The organism is Alcanivorax sp. VBW004, from assembly GCF_009718865.1.
Lineage (GTDB): Bacteria > Pseudomonadota > Gammaproteobacteria > Pseudomonadales > Alcanivoracaceae > Alcanivorax.
In genome coordinates this window covers 1463326-1478066 of record NZ_WNHC01000001.1, presented here as the reverse complement: position 1 = coordinate 1478066, position 14741 = coordinate 1463326, and the positions used below count along the sequence as shown (strand labels likewise).

Below are 14741 nucleotides of genomic sequence, written 5' to 3'. Positions count from 1 at the left end.
CTCTTCTTCACGACAGTCTTCGAGGCCCATGCCTCTAATAAACAATCTTCTTCCGCTCGCGCATCATAACCAGAAACGCACTACGCATCACGCATCGCGCCCCAGGCACTGAAACACCACAGTCTCAGGCCCATCCCTGCACCCCCGTGCTGTCTGAGGCAAGGGACTTATTGCTTGCCCCAAAACAACAGAAGCCCGGCAAATGCCGAGCTTCTGTTGTGGTTACCCGATCTGCAGCCTGTTAGCGACGCAGACCCAGCTTTTCGATCAGCTGGAGGTAACGGGTGCGGTCTTTCTTGGCCAGGTAGTCCAGCAGCTTACGACGCTGGTTTACCATGCGGATCAGACCACGACGGCTGTGGTGATCCTTCTTGTGGCCTTTGAAGTGATCCTGCAGGCCATTGATGTTGGCGCTCAGCAGAGCCACCTGAACTTCCGGGGAACCGGTGTCGTTCTCTTTGCGGCCATGCTCTTTCAGGATCTCAGCTTTCTGTTCAACGGTTAACGCCATGTTGCTTCTCCAATATGCTCAATTAAAGTCACGGCCAGCCATGCATATTTATAGCTGCCGTCATTAATCAGGCCAGTCCCCTCAGGAGGCTCCGCCTGCGATCAGACGACGGGGGGCAATCCGCCCGTCTTCCAATACTTCTCCGACACCCAGAAATTCACCACTGGATGCCTGATAAACGCTGACCCAGCCGTCCAGAGGGCGGTCTGAGGCCATCACTGGCTGCCCCTGCTGCAGGTAATAAGCAGCATTGTCACCCAGTTCAACGCGCGGCCAGTCTGCCACGCTGGTAGATAAAGGCAAGAGCAGCTCGTCGATTGCCTCGAAGCCGCCGGTTTCCTTGATCTTGCCCAACTGCTCCAGAGTCAGCATGCGCTCCGACGGATAAGGCCCGGCCGACAGACGGTGCAGCGCCGTTACATGGCCACCGCACCCCAATATCGCACCGGTATCTTCCACCAAAGAGCGCACATAGGTGCCTTTGGAGCAATCCACCTCGAATTCCACTTCATCACCATCGATGCGCAAAATTCGCAGGTCGTAAATGGTCACCGGGCGCGGCTTGCGCTCCACGGTCTTGCCCTCGCGGGCCAGCTTGTACAGCGGCACACCCTCGTGCTTGATGGCCGAATACATGCTGGGAATCTGTTCGATGTCGCCCTTGAACGACAACAAAGCAGTCTCGATCTGGTCTGGCGACGCGTTCACCTCGGTGGTTTCCACCACATCGCCGTCGGCGTCACCGGTTTCCGTAGTCACGCCCAGCTTGGCGGTGACCCGGTAACTCTTGTCGGATTCCAGCAAAAACTGGCTGAACTTGGTGGCTTCACCAAAACAAATCGGCAACATGCCGGTGGCCAGCGGATCCAGACTACCGGTATGCCCGGCCTTGGCAGCGGCAAACATTTTCTTGGCCATCTGCAGCGCGCCATTACTGCTCACGCCAGACGATTTATCCAATAACAGGATGCCGTTGAGATCACGGCCTCTGGGACGACGCTTTGCCACCTGACAGCTCCGTGTTACTCGTTGTTTCCGGTTTCGTCGTCTTCCGGACGCAACTCCCGGTCTTCGGCACGGGCATCATCAATCAACTGCGACAGATGTGCCGCCCGCTCCGGGGTCATGTCGTAATGGAAACGCAATTTGGGCGTGGTGCGGGTATTGAGGCTCTTCGCCAGGCTGCTGCGCAGGAAGCCGCTGGCCTTGACCAGCGCTTCTTCGGCTTCCACGCCGGCTTCCTCACCCTGCCCCAGCAAGGTGAAATACACCTCGGCATAGGACAGATCGCGGGAAACCGTGACATCCTGAATCGTCGCCAGATTGACCCGCGGGTCTTTCATTTCAAACTGCAGCAACCGGGACAGTTCACGCTGAATCTGGTCAGCGATACGGTCGGTGCGGTTAAAGCCCTGGGGGCGGCGATGACGGCTCATAGCAGGGTTCGGGCACACTCCTTTACAGGAAGCGCGCCACCTCCTTCACTTCGAAGACTTCGATCTTGTCGCCTTCTTTCACGTCGTTGTAGCTCTTCACCGCGATGCCACACTCCATGCCGTTACGCACTTCAGGCACATCGTCCTTGAAGCGACGCAGGGATTCCAGCTCGCCTTCGAAGACCACTACATCGTCGCGCAGAACGCGGATCGGACGGTTCCGGTACAGCGTACCTTCCACCACCATACAACCGGCAACCGCACCGAATTTGGAAGAACGGAACACGTCGCGCACCTGAGCCACACCAAGGATCTCTTCGCGTTTTTCCGGCGCCAGCAAACCACTCATGGCTTGCTTCACGTCATCAATCAGCTCATAGATCACGCTGTAGTAGCGCAGATCAATGCCTTCCTGCTCGCAGGTTTTCTTGGCCTTGGAATCTGCACGAACGTTAAAGCCCAGCAACACACCTTCACTGGTCATGGCCAGGTTAACGTCGGATTCGTTGATCGCACCCACGCCGCTGGAGACCAGATTTACCTTCACTTCATCGGTGCCCAGATCATTCAGGGCACTGGTCAACGCTTCCAGTGAACCACGCACATCGGTCTTCAACACGATGTTGACGGTTTTGGTTTCTGCGCTGCCCATATTTTCAAACAGGTTTTCCAGCTTGGATGCCTGTTGACGCTTGAGCTTGAGCTCACGGTCACGTTCCTGACGGAACTCGGCCACTTCCCGCGCCTTACGCTCGTCGGTTACAACCTGGATCTGCTCACCGGCTTCCGGTGCGCCATTCAGGCCCAACACTTCCAGCGGAATAGACGGGCCGGCTTTTTTGATTGGCTGACCATTCTCATCGATCATCGCCCGCACACGGCCAAAGTGGGCACCGGCCAGCAGCATGTCACCGATCTGCAGCTCACCACCCTGAACCAGAATGGAAGCAACGGTACCGCGACCTTTCTCGATACGGGATTCAATGACCACACCGGTGGCTGAACCAGACGCCTGAGCCTGCAGCTCCAGCAATTCAGATTGCAGCAGAATGGCATCCAGCAGGTCATCGATGCCTTGGCCCGTATGAGCCGACACATTGATGAACTGGTACTCGCCACCCCACTCTTCCGGGATCACATCCTTGGTCGCCATCTCGTTACGCACACGATCAGGATCCGCCTGCTCTTTATCGATCTTGTTGACCGCAATAATGATCGGCGCACCGGATGCTTTCGCGTGGTTGATCGCTTCTTCGGTTTGCGGCATCAGGCCGTCATCGGCCGCCACCACAATCACCACGATATCGGTCGCTTTGGCACCACGGGCACGCATGGCGGTAAAGGCCGCGTGACCAGGAGTATCGAGGAAGGTAATCATGCCCTTCTCGTGCTCAACGTGGTACGCACCAATGTGCTGGGTAATGCCGCCCGCTTCACCGCTTGCCACCTTGGCTTTACGGATATAGTCCAGCAGGGAAGTCTTACCGTGGTCCACGTGGCCCATGATGGTAACAACCGGCGCACGGTGCTCGGAATCCACGCTGTCACGGGTAACCAGATCCGCGGCCAGATGATCTTCAAGCAGCTCTTCCTGCCCTTTGCTGGCAATGGGTTTGTGCCCCATTTCTTCCACCAGCAGGAAGGCGGTTTCCTGATCGATCGGCTGATTAACCGTGACCATCTCGCCCATCTTCATCAGGGACTTGATCAGCGACTTGGCCTTGACGTTCATACGCTGGGCCAGGTCGGTCACAGTAATAGTATCTGGAACTTCGACTTCGTAGATTTTCTTCTCCGTCGGCGTTTTAAAGCCATGCTGCTTGTTCATGGAGCTCTTCATCTTGCCGTGCACAACACCCGCAACCTTGGGCTTGCGACGACGACGGCGAGACTGACGCTCTTCACGCTGGTAGCTGGCTTCCTGGGCAGCATTAACGATGGACGAACCCTTGTCCTTTTCGTCTTCCGCAGCAGGCTTCTTCTCTTCCTGCTCACCACGCTGTTCCAGCTCAGCCGCAATGCGGGCCGCTTCTTCAGCCGTGCGGCGAGCCGCTTCTTCTTCCGCTTTCTTGCGAGCTTCCGCTTCCTGCTTGCGCTTGGCTTCGTCAGCTTCACGCTGTTTGCGCTCGGCTTCTTCGCGCTTGGCTTTTTCTTCCGGCGTTTCTTCCTTGGCCGGTTTCTTGGTTGCAGAAACCTTTGGCACAGAAACGCGCTTACTCTTTTCTTCCGCCGCTTTTTCGCCGGCAGCCTTGCGTTCCTGCTCAGCCTTGGCGCGGGCTTCGTCTTCCTTCAAGCGTGCCGCTTCATCATCCGCAGCACGTTTCGCGGCCTCTTCTGCCGCGCGTTTCTCTTCTTCCGCAGCACGCGCAGCTTCTTCAGCCGCCAGGCGTTCTGCTTCTTCACGCTCTTCCGCTTCCAGCACATCGCGTTTCACGTAGGTACGCTTCTTGCGGACCTCCACGTTCACGGTCTTGGACTTGCCGGCAGCGCCGGTGGTCTTGATGGTGCTGGTGGATTTACGCTTCAGCGTAATTTTCTTTCCACTGCTTTCGTCCTGGGCACCATGAGACTTGCGCAGATGCGCCAGTAGCTGCTGCTTCTGTTCATCGGAGACCACTTCGCTGGCATCGCCATGGGGCAACCCTGCGTCTTTCATCTGCGTAAGCAGCTTCTCGACGGGCGTCCCTACGATGTCGGCCAGTTTCTTTACGGTCGTTTCTGCCATGTCAGCAACACTCTCCTGTCCGTCTCTGATGGTGCCTGCTTGATCAGCCTGAAAAGAGGCGGTTATGCCCCGGCTTCGTCTTCGCCTTCAAACCAGGGCGCCCGTGCAGTCATGATCAACTCGGCTGCACGCTCTTCGCTCAGGCCTTCAATTTCCAGCAGGTCATCCACCGCCTGTTCGGCGAGGTCTTCCATCGTGACAATGCCACGGGAAGCCAATTCAACGGCCAGCTCACGGTCCATACCTTCCATATTCAGAAGGTCTTCCGCAGGCTCGGCCTGTTCAAACTTCTCTTCAGAGACCAGGGCCTTGGTCAGCAGCGCGTCTTTGGCCCGCTGGCGCAACAGCTCAACGATCTCTTCATCAAATCCGTCGATGGCCAGCATCTCTTCCTCAGGCACATAGGCCACTTCTTCGAGGGTAGAGAAACCTTCATCAACCAGCACTCCGGCCACGTCTTCGTCCACGTCCAGCTCATTGATGAACGTCTGCAGGGCCTGTTCCGCTTCTTCTTCCTGCTTGGTTTCAGCGTCATCAATAGTCATGACGTTGAGTTCCCAGCCGGTCAGCTCGGAAGCCAGACGAATGTTCTGCCCGCTGCGACCAATGGCCTGAGCCAGCGCAGATTCGTCTTCCACGGCGATATCCATGGAATGGCTTTCTTCATCCATCACGATGGAGGCCACTTCCGCCGGCTGCATGGCGTTGATCACCAGCTGCGCCGGGTTGTCGTCCCACAGGACGATATCAATACGCTCGCCGGCCAACTCATTGGACACTGCTTGAACACGCGCGCCGCGCATGCCCACACAGGCACCCACCGGATCGATACGCTGATCATTGGTCTTCACGGCAATCTTGGCGCGGGAGCCGGGATCACGGGCGGCGCCCTTGATTTCGATCAGCTCTTCACCGATCTCCGGCACTTCAATCTTGAACAACTCGATCAGCATGTCCGGGCAAGCACGGCTGGCGAACAGCTGCGGGCCCCGGTTCTCTTCATTCACGCCCAACAGATAGGCACGAATGCGATCGTTCTGGCGAACGGCTTCACGCGGGATCATGTGCTCGCGGGTAATCAGCGCTTCAGCATTGCCACCGAGATCCAGAATAATGGAATCGCGGCTGGCTTTTTTCACCGTGCCACTGACCAGATCGCCGATGCGATCACGGTATTCTTCAACAATCTGACGGCGCTCGGCTTCACGTACCTTCTGTACGATAACCTGCTTGGCAGTCTGTGCAGCGATACGACCAAAGGCTTCGGATTCAACTTCCTCTTCCCAGATATCACCGATCTGCAGCGACGTATCCTGCTCGTGCGCTTCATCCAGAGTCAGCTGCTTGCCAAATTCGTAGAGTTCCTCGTCCGGCACCACGTGCCACACACGGAAGCTCCTGGCATTGCCGGACACCCGGTCAATATCCACACGAATCTCTACGTCTTCTTGCTTGAAACGTTTCTTGGTGGCCGCCGCGAGTGCCAGTTCAATGGCCTCGAAGATTACGTCCCGGCTTACACCTTTCTCGTTTGATACTGTTTCCGCTACCAGCAGGATCTCTTTGTTCATGGCCAGGCCTTTACAAAGACTAAAGTTCTTCAGGGCGTGCTCAGTCGAAGCGAGGCTGCAACCGGGCACGATCTACCTGACTGTAAGGAACACGCAAGGTTTCGCCATCCAGCTCAACCACCAGCGTATCGCCATCCACGGCCACAATGGCCGCCGTCATTTTGCGCTTGCCGCTTACCGGCGCCAGCAGCTTGAGCTGGACATCTTCACCGATGTAATCGACATACTGCGCAATTTCGAACATGGGCCGATCCATGCCCGGTGAAGACACCTCAAGGTTATATTCACCGGAAATCGGATCTTCCACATCCAGCACGCCGCTGACTTCGTGACTCACGGCCGCGCAATTATCTACCGAGATACCGTCTGCATGGTCAATAAACACACGCAAAACAGCCCCGCGCCCCTGGATGTATTCAACACCCCAGAGCACGAAGCCCAGATCTTCCACTACCGGAGCCAGCAGCTCCGTTAATTGTTCCGTGCGTTTTGACATAAAACTTTCCGACGGTACAAACAAAAAATGGGCCCGAGGATGTCACAGCGATTGCAGCTTTGCCGCACAACGACCGTGTATCCACCGCCCATTCCCACTAACCGGGTCGGTTTGCGGATAACAAAAAGCCCCTGCTAGAGGGGCTTTTTGTCCGCTTTGAACCAGAGATGTTTTTCTGGTTCATCTAAGTGGTAGCGGGGGCAGGATTTGAACCTACGACCTTCGGGTTATGAGCCCGACGAGCTACCAGACTGCTCCACCCCGCATCAAAATCGAGCGCAAATAGTACTTAGAGGCGCCCACTCTGTCAAGGCATTATCGAAAAAAGTATTTATTTTTCGAAGCCTTAGCATCAGGAAAAGCCACAGAACCTGATGCTGACCAGCGCAAAGGCTGATCCTGAAAAAAAGCGGCCAATTCGCCGATCTTTCTCACACGTTTCACTGACAACACTCACCAGCAAAACGTTCCCTAATTGGTGCCGAAGGCCGGACTTGAACCGGCACGAGCGAAGCTCACTACCCCCTCAAGATAGCGTGTCTACCAATTCCACCACTTCGGCAAAGAACGCTTAACTTACTGCTCCGGCTGAGGCACGTCAGCCGGGGCCGGGGATTCTACCTCAGCTTGAGGTACATCCGAAACTTCTTTTTGCCCTTCATTGGCTTCTGGCGCCACAGGCACTTCCGTCATGCCCGCGGGCACGTCGGACTGAGGCTCGTCAACGACAGGAACATCCTGATGCTCAACGGTCTCCAGCTCCGGCAGGAAACTGCGAGTGCTATCCGCTTCCTGACGCGCCATCCAGGCCAGCACCAGGCTGGTGACGAAGAAAACCGCCGCCAGTACCGCCGTGGCACGGGTCAGGAAGTTTGCCGAACCGGCGCTCCCGAATACCGTCTGCGAACCGCCGCCACCAAAGGAGGCACCGGCATCCGCGCCTTTGCCGTGCTGAATCAGCACCAGACCAATCAGCCCGAGGGCCGCCAGCACGTGCACTACATGAACAACAATATCCATAACGTCTCTAATTATTCCGCCGCCTGACAGATCGCAATAAAGCTGTCGGCTGTTAACGATGCCCCACCGATCAGACCCCCATCGATGTCTGACTGGGCAAATAGAAGGGCGGCATTATCCGCCTTTACGCTGCCGCCGTAAAGCAACCGCAGCGATTGAGCGATATCCGGGTCGTTTTCTGCCAAAGACTGGCGCAAACGGGCATGCACCGCCTGGGCCTGTTCCGGGCTGGCTGTCTTGCCTGTACCAATGGCCCAGACCGGCTCATAGGCAACCACTGCCCGGGCAAACGCCGCGACGCCCACGGCATCCACCACTGCCTGCAGCTGGCCGCAGACCACGACATCCGTGTTGCCCGCTTCCCGCTCTGCCAGGGTTTCTCCCACACACAAGACGGGAATCAGACCCGCCGCCTGCACCTGGGCAAATTTGTCGGCAATTTGTGCATCGCTTTCCGCATACAAAGCCCGGCGCTCGGAATGCCCAATAATCACATAGCCACAACCGGCTTCGGCCAACATGGACGCAGCCACTTCACCCGTGAAGGCACCCTCCGCCTGATCACTGACATTCTGCGCCCCAAGCCCGATGGCCGCCGGCAGCTGCTCGCGGGCAGACGCCAGATAGGGAAACGGCGGGCAGACGACCACGTCCGCCACGCCCTGATACTCCGCCAGGGCTGTCGCCATGGACGCCACCAGAGATTGCCCGCCATTCATCTTCCAGTTACCGGCAACCAGAGGGGTTCTTTTCATTGTTGGATTCCTTGAAGTCTTTTCTTGCGCCAATCAGCCGTACCGCAACCGCGGTCACGCAATGGCTTTTTCAACCACATCGGCCAGCTCGCGGCAGAGCGCCGCCACCTGATCGCCGTCTTTACCTTCTATCATCACCCGCACCAATGGCTCGGTGCCGGAAGGCCGCAAGAGCACACGGCCGTTGCCTGCCAGGCGCTCTTCGACACTGGCCATCGCCACCTGCACATCCGGGTGCTGCATAAATCCATCCCGGTTGGGCCCGCGCACATTAATCATTTGCTGGGGCAGCATGGCCACATCGGCCACCGCCTCGGCCAGGCCCTGCTTGCGACGGGACAGGGCAGCCAGCACCTGCAGGGCTGACACGGTGCCGTCCCCGGTGGAGGTGCAATCCAGACACACCAGATGCCCCGAGGACTCACCGCCGATGCTCCAGCCGCGCTTGTCCAGCTGCTCCATGACGTACCGATCGCCCACTTTGGCACGCACGAATTCGATACCTTCGGCTTCCAGCGCCAGCTCCAGACCAAAATTGGACATAAGCGTCCCGACCACACCCGGCATGTCCGCACCATTATCCTTGCGGTCACGGGCCACCACGAACAGCAGCTGGTCACCATCCACCAGCTTGCCGGCATGATCCACCATCAACAGCCGGTCTGCATCGCCGTCCAGCGCCACACCCAGGTCGGCCTTTTCTTCCAGCACCCTGCGCTGCAGCGCTTCCGGATGGGTGGAGCCGCAATCGCGATTAATATTGAAACCGTCGGGCTGGTTGGCCAGGGGCACCACGGTGGCGCCCAACTCTTCAAACACGTCCGGGGCGATGTGATAAGCGGCGCCATTAGCGGTATCCACCACAATTTTCATGCCGCTGAGATCCAGCCCCGGCACTGTGCTTTTGCAAAACTCGATGTAGCGCCCCCGGGCATCATCAATGCGGCGCACCTTGCCGATCTGGTCCGTGGACACCACGGAGATCTCTTCGTCCAGAAGACGTTCAATTTCCAGTTCGATCTCGTCATTGAGCTTGCGGCCATCCGCCCCGAAAAACTTGATACCGTTATCGGTATAAGGATTGTGGGAGGCAGAAATCACGATACCGGCCTGGGCCGACAGGGTACGGGTCAAATAGGCAATCCCCGGCGTGGGCAACGGCCCCAGCAGGCGCACATCCACCCCGGCCGCGGAAATACCGGCTTCCAGGGCTGATTCGAACATATAACCGGAAATACGGGTGTCCTTGCCGATCAAGATCTTGCTGCCGCCCCGCGCGGCCAGCACCTTGCCCGCGGCCCAGCCCAGCTTGAGCACAAAATCCGGCGTAATAGGAAATTCGCCCACCGTGCCCCGCACCCCATCAGTGCCGAAATATTTGCGCGTCATGACAACTCCTTTTGCGATTCTCTCTGTGATTCCCCAGGGCCTGTTAACACTACCGAGATAACGCCTGCTGGATGCATTTTTTCGTCCAGTGGTGTCAGCCGGTGTACCGTGTAGTCATTCTACATAAACAGCGGATGGCTCTGCTGGGCGGAAAAAGGAACCAGCCCTTCGGGTTAAGCCCCAAAAGCCGCCACTCGTCGTTATTCGTCACTCATTTGGAGCCACCAAACTTCACTCCTCATGCCTAGATTGACGGCCTTTGGGGCTTAACAGGTGTCATCTCGGTAGTGTTAACAGGCCCTCACCGCATGGGCAAAACGCACCACATCCACGGTTTCTTTGACATCGTGGGCACGCACGATCATCGCGCCGCGCTCCACACACATAACGGCAGCCGCCAGGCTGCCGGGCAATCGTTCACTGACATCCCGATCAAGCACTTTACCGAACAGGGATTTACGCGATACACCGATTAAAATCGGCAACGCCAACGCCTGCAACTCAGCCATTTCCTGCATAAGCTGCAAATTGTGCTGCACGGTTTTCGCGAAACCAAACCCCGGATCCACCAACAACCGCTCGCGAGGAATCCCCGCCTGCTCACAGGCGGCAACCTGCTCACGCAGAAACGCCACCACCTCGGCAGTCACATCATCGTAGCGGGGATTATCCTGCATGCTGCCGGGCTCGCCCAGCATATGCATCAGGCAAACCGGGAGCTGACTGGCGGCGGCCGCCTGCATCGCGCCGGGGCGACGCAAGGAGCGCACGTCATTGATAAGGCCGGCGCCGGCCTCAGCGCTGTCACGGATCACGGCTGCCGTACTGGTATCCACGGACACCAGCGCACCCAGCTCATTACTCAAGGCCTCGACAATGGGCACCACCCGGTCCAGCTCTTCCTGCTCGGACACGGCCGCCGCGCCCGGGCGAGTGGACTCACCACCCACATCCAGAATCGCGGCGCCGTCACGCAGCATCTGCTCCGCCTGGCGCAGCGCCGCATCACGCTCGGTGTAACGACCACCATCGGAAAAGGAGTCGGGGGTCACATTGAGGATCCCCATAACGACAGGCGCGGACAGGTTTAGTGTCCGCGCCCCACAGCTAAGCGTTGTTGGATGCATCATGAATCAGTGCGTGTTGGCAGGCCCACCAATGGGGTCGTCACCGGACGGCTGATCGCCATCGCCAGAGGCGGCGGCACCGTTACCCGGGCCTTGGTCACGCCAGTCTTTCGGCGGCCGCGGCTTGTGGCCGCCCATGATGTCCTCGATCTGATTAGCGTCGATAGTTTCGTACTGCATCAACGCGTCCGCCATGAGATCGAGCTTGTCGCGATTGTCTTCGAGAATCTGCTTGGCACGGCCATAGCAGCTGTCGATGATCGCCCGCACTTCACGGTCAATCTCTTCAGCGGTCTGCTCGGACATGCTCTTGCGTTGAGACATCTGTTTGCCCAGGAAGACCTCGCCCTCTTCTTCCTCGTAGGCCAGCGGCCCCAGTTTCTCGCTCAGACCCCACTTGGTGACCATGGCGCGGGCCAGCTTGGTGGCACGCTCGATATCGTTGGAAGCACCAGTGGTGACGCCATCAAAGCCCAACGTCATTTCCTCAGCCAGACGGCCACCGTAGAGCGAACAGATGGAGGATTCCAGGCCGCGCTTGGACTGGGAATAGCGATCTTCTTCCGGCAAATACATGGTCACACCCAGCGCGCGCCCGCGCGGAATGATGCTCACCTTGTAGACTGGGTCATGCTCGGGCACCAAACGACCAACAATGGCGTGACCCGCCTCGTGATACGCCGTATTCAGCTTCTCTTTCTCGCTCATCACCATGGAGCGACGCTCGGCGCCCATCAGGATCTTGTCCTTGGCTTTTTCGAACTCTTCCATGGACACCATGCGCTTGTTGGCGCGAGCGGCGAACAATGCAGCTTCGTTGACCAGATTGGCCAGGTCCGCACCGGAGAAACCGGGCGTACCCCGCGCAATCAACGCTGGCTCCACGTCATCCGAAATCGGCACCTGGCGCATGTGCACCTTGAGCACGTGCTCACGGCCACGGATATCCGGCAGCGGCACGGTTACCTGACGGTCGAAACGGCCGGGGCGCAGCAGCGCCGGGTCCAGCACGTCCGGACGGTTCGTCGCGGCAATGACGATAATCCCTTCGTTGCCATCAAAGCCGTCCATCTCTACCAGTAACTGGTTGAGCGTTTGCTCACGCTCATCGTGACCACCACCGACACCGGCACCACGGGAGCGACCCACCGCATCAATCTCGTCAATAAAGATGATGCACGGAGAATGCTTCTTGGCCTGCTCGAACATGTCGCGGACCCGGCTAGCGCCAACACCCACAAACATCTCCACAAAGTCAGAACCGGAAATACTGAAGAACGGCACCTTGGCCTCGCCCGCAATGGCCTTGGCCAGCAGGGTCTTACCGGTACCCGGCGAGCCCACCATCAATACACCGCGGGGAATCTTGCCACCCAGACGCTGGAACTTGGCCGGGTCACGCAGGAATTCGACCAGCTCCTGCACTTCTTCCTTGGCTTCTTCCACCCCCGCCACATCGGCGAAGGTAGTCTTGATCTGGTCTTCGCCCAGCAGTTTGGCCTTGGACTTGCCGAACGTCATGGGGCCACCGCCGCCACGACCGCCGCCCTGCATCTGGCGCATGAAGAAAATGAAGATGGCCAGGATCAACAGAATCGGCAGTACGGACAGGAACAACTGGGTCAGGAAACCCTGACGCTGAGGCTCCAGCCCCACCACATTGACGTCGTTCTGAATCAGGGTGGGCATCAGGTTGGTGTCCAGGGTCGGCGGTTTCACCGTGCGGAACTGGCCACCATCCGAATAGGTCCCGGTAATCGTGCTTTCGCCGATTTTCGCTTCCTGCACCTTGCCGTCTTCTACCCGTGAAATAAAGGTGGAATAGGGCACATCGGTGGTTGCAGGCTGGGTACTGAGACTGGATGCCACCACGTACAGGACGCCGGCAATCACCAGCCACAGCACAATATTCTTGGTCATGTCGTTCAAGGGAGACCTCGATTAATCCGGGCGCTCACGCGCACACTAACGAACTTACACCTTACACCATTTGCCAGAAGCAACGTAATGCCGGTTCGGACAGGAATATAGCCATTTTACGGCTTTTCACCGCCTATTTCAGGCCAAAACCCAACTGATAGACCTCTGTGGAGCGAGCCCGGCTTGCCGCCGGCTTGCGGCTGACCACGCGCTTGAAACGGCTTTGCAGCGCCTTGCGGTAGTCTTCAAACCCCTCACCCTGGAATACCTTGACCAGAAACAGGCCATCCGGTTCCAGCACCCGCTCAGCCATATCCAGCGCTAACTCTGCCAGATACATGGCCCGCGGCTGATCCACCGCGCTATTACCACTCATATTGGGGGCCATGTCGGACATTACAAGGTCTGCCCGCCGATCCCCCAGAGAAGCAAGAATTTGCTCATAGATAGCATCCTCACGGAAGTCCCCCTCAATGAAGGTCACATCCGGCAGGGCATCCATGGCAAGGATGTCACTGGCAATGACCGTCCCCTTGCCGCCGATCAGCTGGCCCGCCACCTGGCTCCAGCCCCCCGGCGCGGCGCCAAGATCCAGCACCGTCATTCCCGGGCGGAACAAGCGGTCCTTTTCATGCATTTCCAGCAGCTTGAAACTGGCCCGGGAGCGGTAGCCCTGCTCCTGGGCCTTGGCCACCCACGGGTCGTTGAAATGTTCTTTCAACCAGGCCTTGCTGGTCTTGGAACGGCTGGACTTCGCCATGGCCCCTCTCTCCTGAATTCTCTGTACTCGCAAACCCTCATGACTAACCCACATGACGGCTGCTTTTCGGCCGGGTAATACGTAGAATACGCGCACAGCAACCCTTTCTGGAGCTACACCGTGCCGCTATCTACCCAGGACATCAAACGGTTACGCCGTATTGGTCACCACCTGAAACCCGTTCTGATCTTTGGCGACAAGGGACTCAGCGACAACTTCGTGGAAGAGCTCAACCTGCGCCTGGAAGATCACGAGTTGATCAAGGTGAAGGTCAACGCAGAAACCCGCGACGACCGCGCCGCCATTGTGCAAGCCTTGACCGAGAAAGGCAGCGCCGAGCTGATCCAGCGCATCGGCAACATCGCCCTGCTCTACCGCCCGGCCCAAAAGCCCAGCGCCAAACTGTCGAATATCCTGCGTTATCAGAACGCTTGAGAACCGCCCCACGCTGGCAGGCTACACGCAACACGCGAAGACATAAAAAAGGCGACGTTTAACGTCGCCTTTTTTGCGTGCTGCGTGCAAGCATGACGCATGCAAACGTCTAGATATGCTCCACCTGATCGACTTCGTACTCACGGGTACCACCGGGAGTATCGATCTGCACCACATCACCTTCTTCACGGCCAATCAAACCGCGGGCAATCGGTGAGTTCACACTCAGCTTGCCTTCCTTGATGTTGGCTTCGTCGTCACCCACGATCTGGTAGACCTTGGTTTCGTCCGTATCCACATCAATGATGGTCACGGTCACACCGAAAATCACCTTGCCGGTATTTTCGATAGTCTGAATATCGATGATCTGCGCATTGGAAAGCTTGCCTTCGATATCGCCAATGCGGCCTTCACAAAACCCCTGCTGTTCGCGGGCAGCGTGATATTCGGCATTTTCTTTCAAGTCGCCGTGCTCACGGGCTTCTGCAATCGCAGCAGAAATACGCGGGCGATCTTCTTTTTTCAGTTTTTCCAGTTCCTCGCGCAGGGCTTTGGCACCCTTGGCGGTCATCGGTACACGTTGCATAGTTATCCTC

The 14741-nt window shown here is 57.8% G+C and carries 14 protein-coding genes and 2 tRNA genes; 1 reads left to right on the top strand and 15 read right to left on the bottom strand.

The genetic code is table 11. From position 1 onward, the window contains the following. Window positions 1-241: 241 nt before the first annotated feature. The 14 genes from rpsO to rlmE all read right to left on the bottom strand — a co-directional run bounded on the left by rpsO (window position 242) and on the right by rlmE (window position 13710). Window positions 242-511, bottom strand: a complete 270-nt coding sequence (gene rpsO / locus F1529_RS06730) for a 30S ribosomal protein S15 (RefSeq protein ID WP_007148581.1) — start codon at window positions 509-511, stop codon at window positions 242-244. Window positions 512-592: 81 nt separating this feature from the next. Further along, a complete protein-coding gene (gene truB / locus F1529_RS06725) occupies window positions 593-1519 on the bottom strand; it encodes a tRNA pseudouridine(55) synthase TruB (protein WP_370456968.1) in 927 nt (308 codons plus the stop codon). Window positions 1520-1533: 14 nt separating this feature from the next. After that, the gene (gene rbfA, locus F1529_RS06720) at window positions 1534-1947 is read right to left on the bottom strand and encodes a 30S ribosome-binding factor RbfA (RefSeq protein WP_007151594.1); all 414 of its coding nucleotides are present in this window, start codon (window positions 1945-1947) and stop codon (window positions 1534-1536) included. Window positions 1948-1969: 22 nt separating this feature from the next. Beyond that, window positions 1970-4672 (bottom strand): translation initiation factor IF-2, encoded by a 2703-nt coding sequence (gene infB, locus F1529_RS06715; protein WP_007150689.1) that lies wholly within the window; start codon window positions 4670-4672, stop codon window positions 1970-1972. 62 nt (window positions 4673-4734) lie between these two features. After that, window positions 4735-6243, bottom strand: a complete 1509-nt coding sequence (gene nusA / locus F1529_RS06710; protein ID WP_155133154.1) for a transcription termination factor NusA — start codon at window positions 6241-6243, stop codon at window positions 4735-4737. A 40-nt stretch (window positions 6244-6283) separates the two neighbouring features. Beyond that, window positions 6284-6739: a ribosome maturation factor RimP gene (gene rimP / locus F1529_RS06705; protein WP_007149481.1), complete on the bottom strand. Its 456-nt coding sequence runs from the start codon at window positions 6737-6739 to the stop codon at window positions 6284-6286. Window positions 6740-6928: 189 nt separating this feature from the next. Beyond that, window positions 6929-7005: transfer RNA gene (locus F1529_RS06700), tRNA-Met, on the bottom strand. Between the two features lie 210 nt (window positions 7006-7215). Next, a tRNA-Leu gene (locus tag F1529_RS06695) sits at window positions 7216-7301 on the bottom strand. Between the two features lie 14 nt (window positions 7302-7315). Continuing rightward, window positions 7316-7759, bottom strand: coding sequence for a preprotein translocase subunit SecG (gene secG / locus F1529_RS06690; protein ID WP_155133151.1), 444 nt, complete (start codon window positions 7757-7759; stop codon window positions 7316-7318). A gap of 11 nt (window positions 7760-7770) precedes the next feature. Further along, window positions 7771-8514: a triose-phosphate isomerase gene (tpiA, locus tag F1529_RS06685; protein WP_155133148.1), complete on the bottom strand. Its 744-nt coding sequence runs from the start codon at window positions 8512-8514 to the stop codon at window positions 7771-7773. A 54-nt stretch (window positions 8515-8568) separates the two neighbouring features. Then, window positions 8569-9903, bottom strand: a complete 1335-nt coding sequence (gene glmM / locus F1529_RS06680; RefSeq protein WP_155133145.1) for a phosphoglucosamine mutase — start codon at window positions 9901-9903, stop codon at window positions 8569-8571. A 290-nt stretch (window positions 9904-10193) separates the two neighbouring features. Continuing rightward, complete coding sequence (gene folP / locus F1529_RS06675; RefSeq protein WP_196220434.1) at window positions 10194-11030, bottom strand: dihydropteroate synthase; 837 nt, start codon at window positions 11028-11030, stop codon at window positions 10194-10196. 6 nt (window positions 11031-11036) lie between these two features. Further along, window positions 11037-12950, bottom strand: a complete 1914-nt coding sequence (gene ftsH, locus F1529_RS06670; protein WP_007149868.1) for an ATP-dependent zinc metalloprotease FtsH — start codon at window positions 12948-12950, stop codon at window positions 11037-11039. A gap of 133 nt (window positions 12951-13083) precedes the next feature. Then, window positions 13084-13710 (bottom strand): 23S rRNA (uridine(2552)-2'-O)-methyltransferase RlmE, encoded by a 627-nt coding sequence (gene rlmE / locus F1529_RS06665; RefSeq protein WP_007149033.1) that lies wholly within the window; start codon window positions 13708-13710, stop codon window positions 13084-13086. Between the two features lie 120 nt (window positions 13711-13830). On the opposite strand from rlmE, the gene F1529_RS06660 reads away from it, so the two are divergent. Continuing rightward, window positions 13831-14145, top strand: coding sequence for a YhbY family RNA-binding protein (locus tag F1529_RS06660; RefSeq protein WP_007151514.1), 315 nt, complete (start codon window positions 13831-13833; stop codon window positions 14143-14145). A 109-nt stretch (window positions 14146-14254) separates the two neighbouring features. On the opposite strand, the gene greA is transcribed toward F1529_RS06660, so the two are convergent. Further along, entirely contained in the window at window positions 14255-14731 is a 477-nt protein-coding gene (greA, locus tag F1529_RS06655; protein ID WP_039926785.1) for a transcription elongation factor GreA, read from the bottom strand. Window positions 14732-14741: the final 10 nt, after the last annotated feature.